Source organism: Streptomyces ossamyceticus (assembly GCF_001418475.1).
GTDB classification, from domain to species: Bacteria; Actinomycetota; Actinomycetes; order Streptomycetales; family Streptomycetaceae; genus Streptomyces; species Streptomyces ossamyceticus.
The window spans coordinates 1-18,581 of the sequence record NZ_LIQX01000316.1; the positions used below are offsets into that span (position 1 = coordinate 1).

The window sequence follows — 18,581 nt, forward strand, 5'->3', positions numbered from 1 at the left end:
TCTCCACCCGGTCGGCCGCCGACGATCCCGTCGACGTGGCCGCCGACGCTCCCGTGGACGTGGCCACCGCGTTGCCCAACTGCTCCGTGTTCGCCATGCCCGCACCCTAACCGGGCGGGGGGACGCCGAAGACCCTGCCGTCGGCGAACGACGGCAGGGCCCGGAAGGAGGCGCCGCGCGCGCGTACTACGCGGCGGAGGTGCTGCTGGAGCTGCTGCTGGTCGAGGACGAGCCCGAGGACGACTTCGCGTCGGACGACGACGTCGAGGACGCGGCCTTCGAGTCCGAGGAGGACGTCGACGACTTCGACGACGCCGGGCTGCTGCTCGACGACGAGCCGCGGCTGTCGTTGCGGTAGAAGCCGGAGCCCTTGAAGACGATGCCGACCGCCGAGAACACCTTCTTGAGGCGGCCGTTGCAGCTGGGGCACTCGGTCAGGGCGTCGTCGGTGAACTTCTGCACCGCTTCGAGGCCCTCACCGCATTCGGTGCACTGGTACTGGTACGTCGGCACTGGTCTTCCTCCTGGCACTCTCACTCGATGAGTGCTAACGACGATCCATAGTGACCTATTCCAAGGCCATCAGTCCACTGTCACCGGCACTCGGTGACCGACGACACGCGCGACGGTACGGCTCCGGGGCCGTGCCACCAGGCGTGAACGCAGTGCCAACAGGGTCACCAGCGCCAGTGCCGTACCGGCCATCGGCACCAGGAACCCGGCGCCGCCCCACAGCCGGTCCTCCAGTTGTCCGGCGGCCGTGACGGCGGCCGCCTGGCCGAGCGCGACCGCGCCGGTCAGCCAGGTGAACGCCTCCGTGCGGGCGCCCGCCGGGACGAGGCTCTCGACCAGGGTGTAGCCGGTGATCAGCGCGGGCGCGATGCACATGCCGACCAGGAGCCCCAGGGCGGCGAGCACGGCCACGGAGTCGGCGGTCCACAGGGCGGAGGCCACGAGCGCGAGGGCGGTGTACCCGGCGATCAGGCGCCGTCGCGGAGTCGCCTTCCAGACGATCGCGCCGCAGACGACGCCGGAGAGCATGTTGCCGGCGGCGAAGACGCCGTACAGGACGCCGTTCATGCCGGGCTCGCCGATCGACTCGCTGAAAGCGGCGAGCGACACCTGCATGCCGCCGAAGACGGAACCGATGCCCAGGAAGGCGACGATCAGGACGCGCACCCCCGGGACCGACAGCGCGGAGACGTGCTCCACGCGCGCGTGGGACGCGGGTACGATCGCGGGCTGTGTGCCCCGCTGCGCGGCGAACAGCAGTCCGCCGACCAGCGTGAGCGTGGCCTCGGTGAGCAGCCCCGCGGCCGGGTGCACGGCCGTGCAGAGCGCGGTGGCCAGCAGCGGGCCGAGCACGAAGGTCAGCTCGTCCGTGACGGACTCGAAGGCCGCCGCGGTCGACATCAGGGGCGAGCCCTTGAGCTTGACGCCCCAGCGGGCCCGCACCATGGGCCCGACCTGCGGCACCGAGGCACCGGTCGGCACGGCGGCGACGAACAGCGCCCACAGGGGGGCGTGGGCGAGTGCCAGCGCCGTCAGGGAGAGGGCTGCCACGCCATGGACGAGGATGCCCGGAAGCAGGACCGCGCGCTGGCCGTAACGGTCGGCGAGACGGCCGCTGTACGGGGCGAACAGCGCCATGGAGACACCGGTGACGGCGGCGACGGCGCCCGCCGCCCCGTACGAGCCGGTGGTGTGCTGCACCAGCAGCACGAGGGAGAGCGTCAGCATCGCGAACGGCTGGCGTGCCGCGAAGCCGGGGAGGAGGAACGTCCACACGCCGCGGGTGCGCAGCAGTTGCCCGTATCCCGGGCGGGACGCCTTCGAGGTGACCGTGGATGCCACGGCCCGTGCCTTTCCGCCGCCTGGTAGCGCGGTCCCCAGGTCGCGGGGCCGGGCGCCGAGAGCTGTCCTCTTGCGCTACTGCGGTAGATGCCGACGCCCACGGAAGGGGGCGATCCGGCCGCCATACGGTCGCGCCAGCTCTGCGTCAGACAGAGTTGGTCCGATCAAGTGCGCCTTCATCGTACAGGGGGAACGGGCCGCTCACCTGTGAAAATGGGCACTTCCGGCGGTCGGGCCTCCGAATCCCGATGGTGTGAACGGTTGGAAATCCGGTGTTAACGGCCCGGCGTCACCCGCTCAGCGGCGGGATCCGCCGTTGCCGTTGCCCGTGCCCAGCCATCCGGCGAGCTTGCCGCCCTGACCGACGGCCCGCAGGCGGCGCTCCGCGCTGTCCCGGACGGGGTCGGTGGCGACGACGAGGAGTTCGTCCCCGCGGCGCAGCACGGTGGTCGGCAGGGGTACGAACGACGTGCCGTCGCGGACGACGAGGGTGACGGCCGAGCCCGCGGGCAGCCGCAACTCGTTGACCTCGACGCCGTGCATACGGGACCCCTCCGGGATGGCCACCGACAGCAGATGGCCGCGCAGCCGCTCCAGGGGCGCCGATTCGATGCCGAGGTCGGCGGCCTCGTCGCCGCTGCCGCCCAGTCGCAGCTTGCGGGCCAGCCAGGGCAGGGTCGGCCCCTGGATCAGGGTGTAGACCACGACCAGCACGAAGACGATGTTGAAGATCCGGCGGCTGCCCTCGACGCCGCTCACCATGGGGATGGTCGCCAGGATGATGGGCACCGCGCCGCGCAGGCCGGCCCACGACAGCAGGGCCTGCTCGCGCCACGGGATCCGGAACGGCACCAGGCCCACGATGACGCTCAGCGGTCGCGCCACCATGGTGAGCACCAGGCCGATGACGAGCGCGGGCCAGATGTCGTCGCCCATCTCGTGCGGGGTGACGAGCAGGCCGAGCAGCACGAACATGCCGATCTGGGCGATCCAGCCGACGCCCTCGGCGAAGCCGCGGGTGGCGGGCCAGTGCGGCAGCTTGGCGTTGCCGAGCACCATGGAGGCCAGGTAGACGGCGAGGAAGCCGCTGCCGTGGGCGAGTGCGCCGGCCGCGTACGCGGCGACGGCGATGGCCATGACGGCGATCGGGTAGAGACCGGAGGCGGGCAGGGCCACATGCCTCAGGCCCCACGAGCCGAGCCAGCCCACCGCGAGGCCGATGGCGGCGCCGATCGCCAGTTCGAGGGCTATCTCGCCGATCAGGGCGTACCAGTGCTCGACCGGTCCGGCCGTGGAGAGTGCGGCGACGAGGATGACCACCGGGGCGTCGTTGAAGCCGGACTCGGCCTCCAGGATGCCCGTCACGCGCGCGGGGAGGGGGATCTTGCGCAGCACGGAGAACACGGCCGCCGCGTCGGTGGAGGACACCACCGCGCCGATGATGAGCGACTGCCGCCACTCCAGTCCGATCAGGTAGTGCGCCCCCGCGGCCGTCACCCCGACGCTCACCGCGACCCCGACCAGCGCCAGTGAGCTGGCGGCCGGCAGGGCCGGCTTGATCTCCTTCCACTTCGTGCCGAGGCCGCCCTCCGCCAGGATGACGACGAGGGCCGCGTAGCCGATGACCTGGGTCAGTTCGGCGTTGTCGAAGTGGATGTCCCCGATGCCGTCCTGACCCATGGCGATGCCGATGCCGAGGTAGACGAGCAGGCTGGGGAGCCCGCTGCGCGACGAGATCCGGACCGCGGCCACCGCGACCAGGAGGACGAGCGAACAGACGAGCAGGAGCTGGTTGAGGTCATGGACAGTCAGAGGGTCGTACCTTTCTCGCCGAACCGCACGTGGTTCCAGGTGGTGGGCTGCCGAGCACCTGAAGGGGGCACGTGCGCGTGAGGGCATACGAAGCCGATCACGGGAACCGTGCCGTGGGGTTACTTCAGTGCAAGTACTTCGTTACCTTACCTAACTCTTGACGATTTCTTGACGCTTGCGGGTGCATGATCGAACGTCCGTCTGTGTCAGTTCCCGACTCCGCGTCAAGTCGTGTCGGGCCCTGCGCCTATGGTTGCTCCAGCGTTCAGTACAAAGCACAGCCCGACCTGCCGCTCGTGTTAGGACAGCAAGGACAGCGATGCCCCCCAACACCACCGCCTCCTCCGGCCAGCAGTCCGGCAAGTCCGGCAGGAAAAAGGGGCGCAAAGTACGCCTTCTCCTGATCATCCTGGTTCTGGCCCTCATCGGCGGCGTCGGCTTCGGGGCGTTCTGGTCCATCAGCACGGTCCGCGCCTCGTTCCCGCAGACCAAGGGCTCCATAACCCTGGAGGGCCTGTCCGGCCCGGTCGACGTCAAGCGCGACGGCTACGGGATCCCGCAGGTCTACGCCTCCTCCGACGAGGACCTGTTCATGGCGCAGGGCTTCGTCCAGGCGCAGGACAGGTTCTACGAGATGGACGTGCGCCGCCACATGACGGCCGGCCGCCTCTCGGAGATGTTCGGCGAGGGCCAGGTCGACAACGACGAGTTCCTGCGCACCCTCGGCTGGCACCGTGTCGCCGAGGAGGAGTACAAGTCCACGATCTCGGCCGAGACGAAGAAGTACCTCGACGCGTACGCCAAGGGGGTCAACGCCTACCTCGCCGGCAAGGACGGCGAGGAGATCTCCCTGGAGTACGCGGCCCTCGGCTTCGCCAACGACTACAAGCCCGAGGAGTGGACCCCGATCGACTCCCTGGCCTGGCTGAAGGCCATGGCCTGGGACCTGCGCGGCAACATGCAGGACGAGATCGACCGGGCCCTGATGACCAGCCGCCTCGGCCCCAAGCAGATCGCCGACCTGTACCCGCAGTACCCGTACGACCGCAACAAGGCGATCGTCCAGGAGGGCACGTACGACGAGCTCACCAAGACCTGGACCGATGGCTCGGGCACCGCCCAGAACGCCGGCGGCGCCGCGCAGGGCACGGGCGGCACGGGCACGAACACCGGCGGCACGGGCACGGGCGGAACAGGCACCGGGACCGGTACGGGCACCGCGGGTGCCTCCTCCGACTCCTCGGCCCTCTCGACCCAGCTGACGGGCCTCTACGACGTCCTGGAGGACCTGCCCGAGGCCGTCGGCGTGAACGGCAACGGCATCGGCTCCAACTCCTGGGTCGTCGCCGGCAGCCACACCATCACCGGCAAGCCCCTGCTCGCCAACGACCCGCACCTGTCGGCCTCGCTGCCCTCCGTCTGGTACCAGATGGGCCTGCACTGCAAGTCGGTCTCCCAGAAGTGCCAGTACGACGTCGCCGGCTACACCTTCGCCGGGATGCCCGGCGTGGTCATCGGCCACAACCGGGACGTCTCCTGGGGCATGACCAACTCCGGCGTCGACGTCACCGACCTGTACCTGGAGAAGCTCACCGGCGACGGCTACCAGTACGGCAGCAAGGTGCTGCCGTTCGAGTCCCGCGAGGAGACCATCCAGGTCGCCGGCGGCTCCGACAAGAAGATCGTCGTCCGTATCACCAACAACGGGCCCCTGCTGTCCGACCGCAGCAACGAACTCGTCCAGGTCGGCAAGAAGGCCACCGTCGACCGGGACGCCCCGGACCGCGGCGACGGCTACGGCATCGCCCTGCGCTGGACCGCGCTGGAGCCCGGCACCACCATGGACGCCGTCTTCGCGATGAACAAGGCGGCCGACTGGAACGGCTTCCGCAAGGCCGCCGCCCTGTTCGACGTGCCCTCGCAGAACCTGATCTACGCCGACACCAAGGGCCACATCGGCTACCAGCTGCCCGGCAAGATCCCCACCCGCGGCAAGGGCGACGGCTCGATCCCCGCACCGGGCTGGGACACCAGGTACCGCTGGGACGGCTACATCGACCAGGACGAACTGCCCTACGAGTACGACCCGGACCGCGGCTACATCGTCACCGCCAACCAGGCCGTCGTCGACGAGAAGTACCCCTACACCCTCACCACCGACTGGGGCTACGGCACGCGCGCGCAGCGCCTCACCAGCCTGATCGAGTCGAAGATCAAGGGCGGCGGGAAGATCTCCACCGAGGACATGCGCCAGATGCAGATGGACAACAGCAGCGAGATCGCCAAGCTGCTCGTCCCGCTGCTGCTGAAGATCGACGTCAAGGACAAGCACATCCGGGAGGCGCAGAAGCTCCTGGAGGGCTGGGACTACACCCAGGACGCCGACTCGGCCGCCGCCGCGTACTTCAACTCCGTCTGGCGCAACATCCTCAAGCTCGCCTTCGGCAACAAGCTGCCCAAGGAGCTGCGGGTCAAGGGCCAGTGCCTGTCGGTCGAGCCGGTCGACAGCACCGGTCCCGCCGACGAGGACCGCCGGGTGCGCGAGTGCGGCAGGCGCGACGCCGACCAGGCCCAGCCGGACGGCGGCGACCGCTGGTTCGAGGTGGTCCGCCGGATCATCGACGACCAGGACAACGCCTGGTGGTCCACGCCGAAGACCCGCACCCAGAAGGCCGCCGACACCCGCGACGAGCTGTTCGCCCGGGCCATGCGCGACGCCCGCTGGGAGCTGACCGCCAAGCTCGGCAAGGACATCGACACCTGGAGCTGGGGCCGGCTGCATCGCCTGTTCCTGAAGAACCAGACGCTCGGCACCGAGGGCCCCGGCTTCGTGAAGTACATGCTCAACCGAGGCCCCTGGAAGCTCGGCGGCGGCGAGGCCACGGTCAACGCCACCGGCTGGAACGCGGCCGGCGGCTACGAGGTCGTGTGGGTGCCGTCGATGCGGATGATCGTGAACCTCGGGGACCTCGACAAGTCCAAGTGGATCAACCTCACCGGTGCGTCGGGCCACGCGTACAACGCGCACTACACGGACCAGACCGGCAAGTGGGTCAAGGGCGAGCTGCTCACGTGGTCCTTCTCGAACAAGGCGGTCCAGGAGAGCACGAGCGACACGCTGCTGCTGAAGCCGTGACCGGCTGACCGAGCGGAACAGAAGAAGGCGGCCTCCACGCACGCGTGGAGGCCGCCTTCTTCGCGTCAGGTTCTTCGCGTCAGGTCACCGGAAGCGGTACACCCCCGACGGGGTCACCGCCGCGTGCACCGGGCGGTCGTGCGGCTCCTCGGGGACCCGGTCCACGACCTCCGTGTCGTACAACAGGACCACCAGCGCCGGGTCGGCTCCCGCGCGCTCCAGACGGGCGAGGACACGGTCGTACGAGCCGCCGCCCCTGCCCAGCCGCATTCCGCGCGCGTCCACCGCGAGCCCGGGCAGGAGGACGACGTCGGCGGCGGTCACCGCCTCGGGGCCGAGGTGCTCGCCGGTGGGCTCCAGGAGGGCCATGCGACCGCCGCCGTGCCGCACGCGCGCGAGGGAGCCCTCGCCCTCGTACACACCCCAGTCGAGGTCGTTGTCCGGGAGGAGGGCGGGCAGCAGGACGCGCACCCCGCGCGCGCGAAGCGCGTCGAGGAGCTCGAGGGTGCCCGGTTCGCGCCCCACCGAGACATACGCCGCGACCGTGCGCGCCTGCGCCAGTTCGGGCAGATCGAGGGCACGGCCGACCAGGGCCTCCGCCGTTTTCCTCACGTCATCGTCCGTCAACCCGTTCCTCACCGTGAGGAACTCTTTGCGCAACGTTCGCTTGGGAGGCTCCGCTTCGCGACCCATCTGACTCACAGGTTGCCCCAGTACCCTTCTAATCTGCTCATATGAGAGCGAATTAACCGGAGCCACAGAAACTTCCTAAAGGCACCGGATATGGTTGCGGACATGACTGAGGCGAACCCCAGGATCAGTAAGGCTGTCATTCCCGCCGCGGGTCTCGGTACTCGCTTTCTCCCGGCCACCAAAGCCACTCCCAAGGAGATGCTGCCGGTCGTGGACAAGCCCGCGATCCAGTACGTGGTCGAAGAGGCCGCGGCGGCAGGGCTCGACGACGTCCTGATGATCACCGGACGCAACAAGCGTCCCCTAGAGGACCACTTCGACCGCAACCACGAGCTCGAGTCGGCCCTGGAGAAGAAGGGCGACGGCAGCAAGCTCGCCAAGGTCCAGGAGTCCAGCGACCTGGCGACCATCCACTACGTCCGCCAGGGCGACCCCAAGGGCCTCGGTCACGCCGTCCTGTGCGCCGCCCCCCACGTGGGCAACGAGCCCTTCGCGGTCCTCCTCGGCGACGACCTGATCGACCCCCGCGACCCGCTCCTCCAGCGCATGGTCGAGGTCCAGGAACAGCACGGCGGCAGCGTCATCGCGCTCATGGAGGTCGCCCCCGAGCAGATCCACCTCTACGGCTGCGCCGCCGTCGAGAGCACCGAGGCCGGCGACGTCGTCAAGGTGACGGGCATGGTCGAGAAGCCCGACCCGGCCGACGCCCCGTCGAACTACGCGATCATCGGCCGCTATGTCCTCGCCCCGCAGATCTTCGACGTCCTGCGCAAGACGGAACCGGGCCGCGGCGGCGAGATCCAGCTCACCGACGCCCTCCAGCAGCTCGCCGCGGACGAGAAGATCGGCGGCCCCGTGCACGGCGTGGTCTTCAAGGGCCGCCGCTATGACACCGGGGACCGTGGCGACTATCTGCGTGCCATTGTCAGACTCGCGTGCGAACGTGAAGACCTGGGCCCGGACTTCCGGACCTGGCTCCGTAGTTTCGTAGCCGAGGAGATGTAGCCACTTTGAGCAGCGCCGCGACCCGCGCCACCGACCGGGACCACCTGTGGTCGGTGACCGAACACCTGGAGGACGTCCTCGCCACCGTCCGTCCCCTGGAACCCATCGAGCTGCAGCTCCTCGACGCCCAGGGCTGCGTCCTGGTCGAGGACGTCACGGTGCCGGTGTCGCTGCCGCCGTTCGACAACAGCTCCATGGACGGGTACGCGGTGCGGGTCTCGGACGTCGCGGGCGCGAGCGAGGAGTTCCCTGCCGTGCTCACGGTCGTCGGGGACGTGGCGGCCGGCGCGGCCGAGCAGCCCCACGTGGGGCCCGGCGAGGCAGCCCGCATCATGACCGGCGCCCCCCTGCCGCCCGGCGCCGAGACCGTCGTTCCCGTGGAGTGGACCGACGGCGGCCTCGGCGAGGGCCCCGTCTCCGGGATGCGCGCCCGCAGCGCGAGCCCCGACGACGCCACCGGCCAGGTCGCCGTGCACCGCGGCGCCGAGGCACGCGCGCACGTACGCGCGAAGGGCAGCGACGTGAAGGCCGGGGAGCGCGCCCTCGCCGCGGGCACCGTCCTCGGCCCGCCGCAGCTCGGACTGCTCGCCGCCATCGGCCGGGCGTCGGTACGCGTACGCCCGCGCCCGCGCGTGGTGGTGCTCTCCACCGGCAGCGAACTGATCCCACCGGGCGAGCAGTTGGGCACCGGCCAGATCTACGACTCCAACAGCTTCGCCCTGACCGCCGCCGCCCGCGACGCCGGCGCCATCGCCTACCGCGTGGGTGCCGTCGCCGACGACGCCGAGACCCTCCGCGCCACCATCGACGACCAGCTCGTCCGCGCCGACCTCGTGGTCACCACCGGCGGCGTCAGCGTCGGGGCGTACGACGTCGTCAAGGAAGCCCTGGAGTCCGTCGCCGACGAGGACGAGGAGGGCGCCGGCATCGAGTTCCGCAAGCTCGCCATGCAGCCCGGCAAGCCCCAGGGCTTCGGCACCATCGGCCCCGACCACACCCCGCTGCTCGCCCTTCCGGGCAACCCGGTGTCGTCGTACGTCTCCTTCGAACTGTTCGTCCGGCCCGCCATCCGCACGCTGATGGGCCTGGAGGACGTCCACCGTCCGACGACCACCGCGACCCTCCAGGCACCCAAGGCGCTGACCTCGCCCGCCGGGCGCCGCCAGTTCCTGCGCGGCGCCTACGCCGACGGACAGGTCACGCCCGTCGGGGGCGCCGGATCGCACCTGGTCGCGGCCCTGGCGCAGGCCGACGCGCTGATCGTGATCCCCGAGGACACCGAGTCCGTCGAGCCCGGCACGGAGGTCGAGGTCGTCCTGCTGGGCTAGGGCCTGTCGTTTTGGATCACGCCTGGGCCGCGGGGCTTGGCACGCACATCTGCCGCGTTGTCGTCGGTTGCCAACTCCCCCCACGCTCGAAACAACCTCGCGCGGGGGACCCCCATCGCGTTGGCGCCCTCCTCCGCCTTGCATCTGCACGCACCAAGCCCCGCTCACCGGCAGCCGTCAAGGTGCCGCAACCCGAAGTCGGCATGATCCAAACAACAGACCCCGGTCCCGCGGAGGCGATCCGCGGCCGCAGTGGTCCTGCTCGGCCGAACCGCCGAGGGTGGCGTACCGTGTCGCGCACAACAGGCCGCGCGCCGCACCGCGACGGGCCCCGACCGGGAGCGCCACACCACCATGAGTACGCCGCAGGACCGACTGACCCACATCGACGAGGCGGGCGCCGCGCGCATGGTCGACGTCTCAGGGAAGGACGTGACCGCGCGCACCGCCCGCGCCAGCGGCCGGGTCCTGGTCTCACCGCAGGTGGTCGAACTGCTGCGGGGCGAAGGAGTCCCCAAGGGCGACGCCCTCGCCACCGCGCGCATCGCCGGGATCATGGGTGCCAAGCGCACCCCCGATCTCATCCCGCTCTGCCACCCGCTGTCGGTGTCGGGCGTCAAGCTCGATCTGTCGGTCGCGGACGACGCCGTCGAGATCCTGGCCACCGTCAAGACCACGGACCGCACGGGCGTCGAGATGGAGGCCCTCACCGCCGTCTCCGTCGCCGCGCTCACCGTGATCGACATGGTCAAGGCCGTCGACAAGGCCGCGGTCATCACGGACGTGCGCGTCGAGGAGAAGACGGGCGGCAAGTCGGGCGACTGGAGCCGGTCATGAGCCACACCCCGCACCCGGCGCCGGACCCCGCCCCGCACGGGTCGGCCCCGCACGATCCGGCCGGGGGCGCCGCACACCCGTCGGCCCCCGATGCCCCTTCCTCCTCCGCCGAGGGCGCCGCGTACCGCGCGCTCGTCGTGACCGCCTCCAACCGGGCCTCCGCCGGGGTCTACGAAGACAAGGGCGGCCCGCTGATCGCCGAGGGGCTGGCGCGGTTCGGGTTCGCCGTGGAGGGACCGCAGGTGGTGCCCGACGGCGACCCCGTGGAGGCGGCCCTGCGCGCGGGCGTGGACGCCGGGTACGACGTGATCGTGACGACCGGCGGTACGGGTGTCTCGCCCACCGACCGCACCCCCGAGGCGACCCGAGCGGTCCTCGACCACGAGGTGCCCGGCATCCCCGAGGCGATCCGGGCGTACGGCCGGGACAAGGTGCCCACGGCGGCGCTCTCCCGGGGCCTCGCCGGAGTCGCCGGCCGCACCCTGATCGTCAACCTGCCGGGCTCCACCGGCGGCGTACGGGACGGTCTGGCCGTCCTGGAACCGCTGCTGACCCACGCCGTCGACCAGATCCGCGGCGGGGACCACCCGAGGCCGGCCGGAGGCGGAACCACCCCGGCCTCACCCGCCTCCCTCGCCGCACAGGACCACGAGCGACCCTCCGGACCTCATGGGGGTGCGCGCTGAACAGCCCATCCTGGCCCGTAGTGCTGGTGGACGGCGATGTGGTCCTCCGGCCCATAAGGATGCGCGACCAGCGGGCCTGGCGCGAGGTCAACCGGCGCAACCGGGACTGGCTGCGCCCCTGGGAGGCGACCATCCCGCCGCCCACACCGAGCGGGCCCATCGCGCACCGGCCGACGTACCGTCAGATGGTCCGCCATCTGCGGGCGGAGGCGAACGCGGGCCGGATGCTGCCGTTCGTCATCGAGTACCAGGGGCAGCTCGTCGGGCAGTTGACGGTCGCGGGGATCACCTGGGGCTCGATGTGCTCGGGGCACGTCGGCTACTGGATCGACGAGTCGGTGGCCGGGCGCGGGGTCATGCCGACGTCGGTCGCGCTCGTCGTCGACCACTGCTTCAGAACCGTCGGACTGCACCGCATCGAGGTCTGCATTCGCCCCGAGAACCGGCCCAGCCGACGGGTCGTGGAGAAACTCGGATTCCGCGACGAAGGTCTTCGTCCACGATATCTTCACATCGACGGTGCCTGGCGTGATCATCTGGTCTTCGCCCTCACCGCGGAAGAGGTCCCCGAGGGGCTGCTCGCCCGTTGGCGGCGCGAACGGGCACCGCACGGGCGCAACGCCGGATCCGACGCGGGCCAGCCGGGACCGACTCAATAAATGAAATACATGTTCGAAGAAAGCTGATCGACCTGCGATCGAGTTGAACGAGTCGAAGCGTTCTCGGTGCGTACTCGATTCGCTCTCGATGCGTGAAATTCCCGCTCTCGGTGGCCAGCTGATCGGATCGGTCACAAAAAAAGCTCGAAATATCAGCCAGATCGTGCGACACACCGGCCCAATTGGCAGATGGCCCCACGCAAACCCCTCTACGGTGTGAGCGTGAGCAGCAGCGGCCTCATCTACGCAGTCATCGTCGGGGCCTGGGCCGCCTACTTGGTGCCGATGTGGCTCCGTAGGCAGGACGAGCTGAACGAAGCCCGTCCGACGGAACGCTTCAGCACCGCCATCCGGCTGCTTTCCGGACGGGCGGGCATGGAGCGCCGATACGCCAAGGACCTGCGGGCGCGCTCCACCGACGAGGGGGAGCCCGACGCCGATCCGGACGCCGTCACCGACTCGGTGGACGTCCGGGCCTTCGCCATGCCCCCGCACCGGGCGCACACGAAGGCCCAACTCCCCGTGGAGCGGGGTGAGTCACCGCAGCACCCGAAGCAGGCGCAGCAGCAGCCCGGGAAACCGGCGCCCCAGGGCAAGGCCGGCCCGCAGGGCAAGCCGGTGCCCCAGCAGGCCGCCGCGGGCACGCCGATGGCCGCGCAGTCCTCGGCCGGGGCGCAGGGCGCGGCCGGGATGCAGGGCGGGACGCAAGGGGGGGCCGCGGCGCAGGGCGCCGCCCGCGCGAAGTCCGCGGCAGCCGCCTCGCGCTCTTCATCTCCCTCTTCCCCCTCTTCCTCGCCGGAGAGCAAGCGGAGGGCGGCAGCACGCAAGGCGGGCTCGGCGGAGGCCCTGGCACGGGCCCGGCGCACGAAGGTGCTCGCGCGCCGACGGCGTACGACCGTGATGCTCTTCCTCGCCTTCACCCTCGGCGCGGTGGTCGCCGCGGTCGGCGGACTCGCCTTCCTGTGGGCGCCCGCCGTCCCCGCGGTGCTGCTCAGCGCGTACATCGCGCATCTGCGCCGCCAGGAGCGCAAGCGGTTCGCGTACGTCATGGACCGCAGGCGGGCCGAGGTCGCGGCGCAGCAACTGCGGGAGCGGCAGCCCAGGCGGCGGCCGGTGACCGAAGTGGTCGACGCCGACGAGCCGGAGGACGGGCCAGAGAACGAGGAGACCAGGCCGGACCTGAACGCCCTCGCGGCCGACCGCCGGGCCCTCGTCGAGCAGACCGACCACGCCGAGTGGATCGACCAGCAGCGCGAGCGCCAGCGCAAGCCCGGCCAGGGCGAGAGCTGGGACCCGGTCCCCGTTCCGCTCCCCACCTACGTGACCGCGCCGGTCGCCCCCCGGGCCACCTCCGGGGTCGATCTCGGAGCGCCGGACGCGTGGAGCTCCGCGCGCTCCAGCGCGGCCGACCCGCACGCCGGAGCGCGGGAGTCGGAGTCGGAGTCCGCCGCCGAGGAGGACCCTGCCGACGCCGGGCCGCCCGAAGCCGCGGACACCCCCGACGGCGGCCGCTCCGACGCCCGCCGCGCCGCGTCCGCGCGCCGCTCCCGCGAGCGGGGCCGCACACCGCTCTTCGACCAGTACGAGGACGGCGACCGCCCCCGAGCGGCCAACGAGTGACTCGCCGGCGCCCTGCTCCGCCCGCTCCCTGACCAGCCACGAGCCGGCCGGAAGCGGATCGGCGGCCCACCGGGAACGGATTTCCAAGCAGCCGGATGGGGATGCTAGAGTTTCACTCGTTGCAAGGGCCTGTGGCGCAGTCTGGTAGCGCACCTCGTTCGCATCGAGGGGGTCTGGGGTTCAAATCCCCACAGGTCCACGCAGCTCAGAGCCCCGGTAGGGATCTCCCGACCGGGGCTTTGACATGCCGTACAGCAGCGAAGTACAGCAACTACTCCGGATCTTGCTTCCCGAGGTGCTTACCGAGCTTGCGCAGTGCCCGGCGGGTGGCTTCCGACGGGACGTGCGTGTACACCTCCATGGTCACCGCGATCTTGCTGTGCCGAAGGATCTGCATCGCGACCCGAGGGTGGACGTCGAGGGCGGCGAGGAGCGAACCGCAGGTGTGCCGGGTGTCGTGGAGCCGGATTCGGCGGACCCCGGCACGGGCGGAACGGTCGACGAACCGCCGGTTGAAGTTGCGTGGTTCGAAGGGCGTGCCGCAGCGCGTTGTGAACACGAAGTCGGAGTTCACCCACAGCTCGCCGGCCGCCTGCTTCGCCAACTCCCGTTCCTTCTGCCTGCGCTGAAGGGCGGCGACGCAGATCTCTGGAAGTGGCAGGGTGGCCGAGGACGCTTCGGTCTTGGTCTCGTCGTGAACCAAGCGCCGGTTGATCCGTTGTAGCTGCATCTGCACTGTGATCTCCCCGGCGTCCAGGTTGACGTTTTCCCAGGTGAGCCCCAGCACCTCGCCGCGTCGGAAGCCGAGGACCAGGATCAGTACGTATGCCGCGTACAGCGGGTCATGTGCCGCGCTGGCCGCTTCGAGGAACTGCCGCGCTTCTTCGACCGACCACGGATGCCGCTTCTTCTTCCGGGCCGACCGCACCTTGACCATGGCCGCCACGTTCTTCGTGATCAGTTCCTCGGTCATGGCGTTGGTCAGGGCCGACCGCAGGACGGCGCGGGCGTCCTGGACAGTACGGCGGGACGGCACGCGTTCACAGCAGTCGCTGGCGGCACAGCACCGGGGCTTGTCCCGCTTGGCGTCAAGTCCCTGGGCACAGCACTGGCAGTCTTCCAGGAGACTGTTCACCCAGTTCCTTACGTCTCGCACAGAGAGCTTGTCGAGCCTCTTGGAGCCCAACCCTGGGGTGATGTAGAGCCGGACGTGCATCGCGTACGTCTCGGCGGTCTTGGGCTTCAGGTCGGGCGTGACGACCTCCTTGAGCCACCGCGCGAGGTACTGCGCGAGCGTCGGCGAGGACGTGACGACCGGGCCTTGCTTGGCTTCGGCGTGCAGCTTGATCCACTTGTCGTGGACATCTTCGCGGGTCTTGCCGTAGACGTACTTCCGCTTGCGGTTGCCCTCGGGCGTGGTCACCCAGGCGTAGGCGGCGAAGCCGTTCTTGTACGGATAGATCGAGCCCTCACCGTTGCCACGCTTGCCGCTCAAGCCGACCACCCCGCTTCCGCTTCCTGGGCACGGCGTTCGACGTACTCGTCTACGTACCGAGGCAGGATGCGGCGGTTGCGGCCGTCCTTGATGGAACGGATCTCGCCGGTGAGCACCAACATCTTGGTCTTGGAGAGGCCGTAGCCGAGCATCTCGGCGACCTCTTGCGTGGTGTACCACTTCCGTTCGATCACGGTGGTGGTCATGCGGCAGCTCCTTCCAGGGCGAGTTGGTTGTGCCGTTCTTCGCGAGCGATCTCGCGGTTCTGTTGGATGTCTCGGTGGATGGTGGCGGCGAGCCAGGATTCGCCGGGGGTGTGGCCGTGGCCGGCGTAGGTCCAGTGGGCGAGGGTGAGCGTGGTTGCCTCCGGGTTCTCGTCGGGGTCGGGTAGGCCGAGGGCGGCGCGTTGTTGTGCGGCGCGGTAGTCGGCGCGGGTCTGGCGGAGGGCGCCGAGGGTGGTGGAGTAGCGGCGGGACTTGGTGGAGAAGTGGCCGCGGAAGCCGAGCATGTGGGCCCAGTCGCGGAGCTTGCGGTCGGGGTAGAGCGGGTGGAGGTCGAGGCAGGCTTCGATGAGCCGGCGGGGGTGGTCGGGCACGTCGAGCAGGGCGAGGGCTTCTTTGTTGCCGATGCGGCGGTCGATGGTGCCGGTGGTCTCGGCCGCTTTGGTGGCGTACTTGGCGAGGTAGGAGGCGACGGCTTGTTCGGTGATCTCCTCGCCGTCGCCGAAGGCGCGGATCGTGCGGACGTCGAGTTGCTTGCCCCAGCGCAGGACGCGGGCAGGCTGGTCGCCGGCGGGCTTGACGTCGACCGATACGCGGTCGGCAGCGGCGCGGATCGCGGCGGTGAGGAGATCGACGGTGGCCCAGGCCGGGGGCGGGGAGTCCGGTCCGTCAGGCCCGTCGAAGCGGATCACGGCATGGAAGTGGATACCGCCGCGTTTTTGGTACTCGGCGACCTTGCCGAAGGAGACGCGGGACTGTTCGCGGGCGTCTTTCTGGGTGAGGCTGGCCCGCTTGGCGATCTCGCGGCGGAGGTAGATCGTGAAGTAGCGCCACAGGTCGGAGGCGTGGTTGTTCCACAGCACGGCGCCGGCGTAGTCGTAGGTGTCCGGGTCGAGCGGGGTGCCGAGTTCGGGGGCGTCTTCGGGGTGGCGGATGCCGCAGCGGCAGGCTCGGTTGCCGGTGCGGTTGTGGACCGGACCGAACGACGGGGGCGTGAGGGTGGCGAAGACGCGGGGATGATTTCGGATCGTGTCCGGGGTGCCCTTGGCGGGGTCACCGGTCAGTCCGGCACGGATGAGGTGGTAGGTGTCGCCGGCGTAGGTCCAGGCGCAGGCCGGGCAGCGCGAGGCGCGGCGGTTGCCGCAGGCGATGCGGAGCATGCCGCCCGGTTCCTCGTCGGTGTTGTAGTAGTGCAGGACGGTCTTCGTGGCGGGGTCGATGGTCTTCGTGCCGCCCACCAGTCGGATGGGGTCGGAGCAGCCGCCGGTGCGGCGGATCTGCTCTTGCCAGCGGTCGAAGTCGGCCGAGCCAGCCACCCTGAGCACGTCGGCGAGGGTGGCCGGGTCGAGACCCGCCGGGGTGGCGGTGTCGGTCACACCAACACCTCCTGGCGGGCGGTGAGGAAGGCGGTGCCGATCCACCGCGTGTAGGCGGGCGGGATGGCTTCGGTGAGTTCCTCGCGCACGTCGGTCCAGGTGATGCCCATGGCGTGCTGCATCTCGGGGACGGTGGCCTTGCCGCCGCCGTTGCCGTAGGCGGCCACGTAGGGGCCGTCGCGGTGGACGCCGTGACGGTGGCCGCGCACGTAGCCGCGGTGCTTGGGGTGGGGAGGTCGGGCGGTGGACCAGCGGCCGAGTTCGAAGTTGCGGTGGCGCAGGACGCCGAGGCCGAACATCACCCCGCACAGGGACAGGTCCTTGCGGATCTGGGCCCGGCCGTTGGGCTGTTCGATCACATAGGGCAGGCCGGTTGCGTCGAGCAGGTCCCGTGTGGGCGCGACGAGGTCGGTGTGTGCACCGCCCCAGCCCTGAGAGGCGTTGGTGCCCACGGTCAGGGCGCAGCCGGCCTGGCAGGGCGGGGAGGCGTGCACGAGGGAGTACCGCCCGATCTCGCCGGTGGCGATCAGGTGGGCGAGGTATTCGAGCGCGTCGCCCCGGTGGTAGGCGAAGGGATAGCGGGGGCGGTCGGCGATGTCGCAGCCGTCGACCGCGAACCCGGCGAGGTGGTAGCCCCAGCCGGCCCCGCCCGAGCAGGAGAACAGGTCCAGGACCCGCAGCGCGGCAGTCATCACTTGCCCCCCTTGCGGTGGGCGGGGCCGTGGTTGTCGGTGTAGTCCTGGACGATGGCCGTGACGTCACTGTCGCCGTTGGCGTGGTCCTCGGCGCCGCAGCCGCCGCACACGTAGTCGCCCTGGGAGCGGCTGTACTTGGTGCTGGCCTTGACGCGCAGGCCGGGGCTGTCCTCGGTGGGCATGAGGTCAGCGGGGAGTTTGCGGAACATCTCGGTCACCGCCCGGTCTTCGCGAAGGCGGACGCGGGGAGGGTGTGGCCGGTGCCCTTGCAGGCCGGGCAGGCGACGGTCAGGGTGGCACGGGAGCCGTCGCGGTGGCGGTCGCCGGTGGTGATCGAGACGACGGGGAAGCCGTCGCAGGAGCGGCAGACCGGACGGTTCGGGACGCGGGAAGGCATGATGAGTACAGCCCTTTCGGATCGGGAGATCGGGAAGTGGTGAGAGCCGTCCGGGGCGGCGGAAACTTGGCGGTTGAGGCCGCCCCGGAGGGTGTTACTTGCCGAGCGCGCGAGACGATCCCTTGCGCTTGGCGGTGCGGCTGATCGTGTACGTGATGCCGCAGGTCGCCGACAGGACCGAGACGAGCGACGCGGCGATGACCTGGGTGACGTACGCGACGACCAGCAGCACGACCACGGAGCCGGCGGAGATGACGAGGGTCAGCACGATCGGGCCCGTGTAGGAGCGCGGGGCTTCCTGCACGATCACGACCCTGCGCACGTCGGTGCCGGGCGGGATCTGCCGGTACACCTCGGCGGGGATGTGTCCGGCGCGGCGCTGTTCGTCGGGCAGTCGCATCAGGGCACCTCCTCTCAGGCCGTGCAGCGGTGGGTACGGGCAGCGAGTTCGGCCGCCGACCGGTCGCCGTACTCGGACGAGAAGCCACACTTCGGGGCGGTGCACGCGGCCGTGTGCTTGGTCTGGCCGCGCCCGTTGTAGAAGGAGCCGACCTTGACGGGACCGATGCGGATCACGTCGTAGAAGGTGTTCGGGCGGCGAGACATGAGTGAACCTCCTTGTCTGTCAGGCGAGTTGGGCGACGATGGCGCCGGCGAGGTCTTCGGGGATGCCGAGGCGGGCGCGCAGCGTGGCGGTGTCGATGGCGCTGCCGGTTCGGGTGCGGTGGTCGTCGGCGACCTTGCGTGCGTGATCGACGAGGGCCGGG

19 protein-coding genes, 1 tRNA gene and 1 pseudogene are annotated in these 18,581 nt (G+C 70.3%); 8 read left to right on the forward strand and 13 right to left on the reverse strand.

Features of this window, described 5'->3' with window-relative positions; translation table 11 throughout:
* Positions 1-186: 186 nt before the first annotated feature.
* The 3 genes from AOK15_RS42570 to AOK15_RS23230 all read right to left on the reverse strand — a co-directional run bounded on the left by AOK15_RS42570 (position 187) and on the right by AOK15_RS23230 (position 3,753).
* Complete coding sequence (locus AOK15_RS42570) at positions 187-513, reverse strand: FmdB family zinc ribbon protein (RefSeq protein ID WP_079058644.1); 327 nt, start codon at positions 511-513, stop codon at positions 187-189.
* 69 nt (positions 514-582) lie between these two features.
* Complete coding sequence (locus AOK15_RS23225; RefSeq protein WP_055519963.1) at positions 583-1,854, reverse strand: MFS transporter; 1,272 nt, start codon at positions 1,852-1,854, stop codon at positions 583-585.
* A 297-nt stretch (positions 1,855-2,151) separates the two neighbouring features.
* A complete protein-coding gene (locus AOK15_RS23230) occupies positions 2,152-3,753 on the reverse strand; it encodes a potassium/proton antiporter (RefSeq protein WP_240508558.1) in 1,602 nt (533 codons plus the stop codon).
* Between the two features lie 232 nt (positions 3,754-3,985).
* Between AOK15_RS23230 and AOK15_RS23235 the strand changes: the two genes are divergently transcribed.
* The gene (locus AOK15_RS23235; protein ID WP_055519965.1) at positions 3,986-6,802 is read left to right on the forward strand and encodes a penicillin acylase family protein; all 2,817 of its coding nucleotides are present in this window, start codon (positions 3,986-3,988) and stop codon (positions 6,800-6,802) included.
* Positions 6,803-6,886: 84 nt separating this feature from the next.
* On the opposite strand, the gene AOK15_RS23240 is transcribed toward AOK15_RS23235, so the two are convergent.
* Positions 6,887-7,495, reverse strand: a complete 609-nt coding sequence (locus AOK15_RS23240) for a 5-formyltetrahydrofolate cyclo-ligase (protein ID WP_079058645.1) — start codon at positions 7,493-7,495, stop codon at positions 6,887-6,889.
* 102 nt (positions 7,496-7,597) lie between these two features.
* On the opposite strand from AOK15_RS23240, the gene galU reads away from it, so the two are divergent.
* The 7 genes from galU (at position 7,598) to AOK15_RS23275 (ending at position 13,829) form a co-directional block, all read left to right on the forward strand.
* On the forward strand, positions 7,598-8,500 hold the full coding sequence (galU, locus tag AOK15_RS23245) for a UTP--glucose-1-phosphate uridylyltransferase GalU (RefSeq protein ID WP_055519969.1): 903 nt from the start codon (positions 7,598-7,600) through the stop codon (positions 8,498-8,500).
* 5 nt (positions 8,501-8,505) lie between these two features.
* On the forward strand, positions 8,506-9,828 hold the full coding sequence (gene glp / locus AOK15_RS23250) for a molybdotransferase-like divisome protein Glp (RefSeq protein ID WP_055519971.1): 1,323 nt from the start codon (positions 8,506-8,508) through the stop codon (positions 9,826-9,828).
* Positions 9,829-10,182: 354 nt separating this feature from the next.
* Positions 10,183-10,665 (forward strand): cyclic pyranopterin monophosphate synthase MoaC, encoded by a 483-nt coding sequence (moaC, locus tag AOK15_RS23255; RefSeq protein WP_055519988.1) that lies wholly within the window; start codon positions 10,183-10,185, stop codon positions 10,663-10,665.
* Positions 10,662-11,351 carry a MogA/MoaB family molybdenum cofactor biosynthesis protein gene (locus AOK15_RS23260; RefSeq protein ID WP_276206227.1) on the forward strand — a complete coding sequence of 230 codons (690 nt, stop codon included), beginning with the start codon at positions 10,662-10,664 and terminating at the stop codon, positions 11,349-11,351. The genes moaC and AOK15_RS23260 overlap by 4 nt, the downstream gene beginning before the upstream one ends.
* Positions 11,352-11,371: 20 nt before the next feature.
* Positions 11,372-12,010 carry a GNAT family N-acetyltransferase gene (locus AOK15_RS23265; protein WP_185093698.1) on the forward strand — a complete coding sequence of 213 codons (639 nt, stop codon included), beginning with the start codon at positions 11,372-11,374 and terminating at the stop codon, positions 12,008-12,010.
* 222 nt (positions 12,011-12,232) lie between these two features.
* On the forward strand, positions 12,233-13,630 hold the full coding sequence (gene sepX, locus AOK15_RS23270) for a divisome protein SepX/GlpR (protein ID WP_055519973.1): 1,398 nt from the start codon (positions 12,233-12,235) through the stop codon (positions 13,628-13,630).
* A gap of 125 nt (positions 13,631-13,755) precedes the next feature.
* Positions 13,756-13,829: transfer RNA gene (locus tag AOK15_RS23275), tRNA-Ala, on the forward strand.
* A 72-nt stretch (positions 13,830-13,901) separates the two neighbouring features.
* Here the strand turns inward: AOK15_RS23275 and AOK15_RS23280 are convergent.
* The 9 genes and pseudogenes from AOK15_RS23280 to AOK15_RS47140 all read right to left on the reverse strand — a co-directional run.
* Positions 13,902-15,134 carry a site-specific integrase gene (locus AOK15_RS23280; RefSeq protein ID WP_205632212.1) on the reverse strand — a complete coding sequence of 411 codons (1,233 nt, stop codon included), beginning with the start codon at positions 15,132-15,134 and terminating at the stop codon, positions 13,902-13,904.
* Positions 15,122-15,331, reverse strand: coding sequence for a helix-turn-helix domain-containing protein (locus AOK15_RS23285; protein ID WP_055519974.1), 210 nt, complete (start codon positions 15,329-15,331; stop codon positions 15,122-15,124). The genes AOK15_RS23280 and AOK15_RS23285 overlap by 13 nt, the downstream gene beginning before the upstream one ends.
* A complete protein-coding gene (repSA, locus tag AOK15_RS23290) occupies positions 15,328-16,722 on the reverse strand; it encodes a replication initiator protein RepSA (RefSeq protein ID WP_055519976.1) in 1,395 nt (464 codons plus the stop codon). The genes AOK15_RS23285 and repSA overlap by 4 nt, the downstream gene beginning before the upstream one ends.
* Positions 16,719-17,414 carry a DNA cytosine methyltransferase gene (locus AOK15_RS23295; RefSeq protein WP_055519993.1) on the reverse strand — a complete coding sequence of 232 codons (696 nt, stop codon included), beginning with the start codon at positions 17,412-17,414 and terminating at the stop codon, positions 16,719-16,721. Before AOK15_RS23295 ends, repSA begins: the two co-directional genes overlap by 4 nt.
* On the reverse strand, positions 17,414-17,626 hold the full coding sequence (locus AOK15_RS23300; protein ID WP_055519995.1) for a hypothetical protein: 213 nt from the start codon (positions 17,624-17,626) through the stop codon (positions 17,414-17,416). Before AOK15_RS23300 ends, AOK15_RS23295 begins: the two co-directional genes overlap by 1 nt.
* A gap of 5 nt (positions 17,627-17,631) precedes the next feature.
* Positions 17,632-17,814, reverse strand: coding sequence for a hypothetical protein (locus AOK15_RS23305; RefSeq protein WP_055519977.1), 183 nt, complete (start codon positions 17,812-17,814; stop codon positions 17,632-17,634).
* 94 nt (positions 17,815-17,908) lie between these two features.
* Positions 17,909-18,214: a hypothetical protein gene (locus AOK15_RS23310; protein ID WP_055519979.1), complete on the reverse strand. Its 306-nt coding sequence runs from the start codon at positions 18,212-18,214 to the stop codon at positions 17,909-17,911.
* Positions 18,215-18,228: 14 nt separating this feature from the next.
* Entirely contained in the window at positions 18,229-18,420 is a 192-nt protein-coding gene (locus AOK15_RS23315; RefSeq protein ID WP_055519984.1) for a mobile element transfer protein, read from the reverse strand.
* A gap of 19 nt (positions 18,421-18,439) precedes the next feature.
* Positions 18,440-18,581, reverse strand: a pseudogene (locus AOK15_RS47140) (DUF2637 domain-containing protein); the annotation flags it as partial.